Raw genomic sequence first — 270 nt, 5'->3', positions numbered from 1 at the left:
AGCGCGTCGAACAGCGCCCGCTCCTCGGCCATCACATCCGGCGCGCAGGCCATGCGCGTCGAGCCGACGTCGCCGATGGCAATCCTGCGTCCTTCCACCGTGGCGGTGGCGAAGTAGTTGTTGCACGGACCCTTGCCGTCCGCCTTGCCGGCCTCGCTGATGCGAAATGTCGCCTGCGGCTCGGCGATGGCGCCGATGCCGTCGATATATTCGACGAGCCAACTCTGGCCATATAAGGCCGCGGCGTCCGGCTCGGCTGCGGGTGCTGCC

General features: G+C 68.1%; 1 protein-coding gene. It reads right to left on the bottom strand.

Going from position 1 to position 270, the window contains the following annotated elements:
- The coding region (locus EOD29_RS31980; RefSeq protein ID WP_164763956.1) for an META domain-containing protein at positions 1 to 270 on the bottom strand (270 nt) is incomplete at both ends.

Source organism: Mesorhizobium sp. M1A.T.Ca.IN.004.03.1.1, from assembly GCF_003997555.1.
Classification (GTDB): domain Bacteria; phylum Pseudomonadota; class Alphaproteobacteria; order Rhizobiales; family Rhizobiaceae; genus Mesorhizobium.
This window is presented reverse-complemented; position numbering and strand designations above follow the sequence as displayed.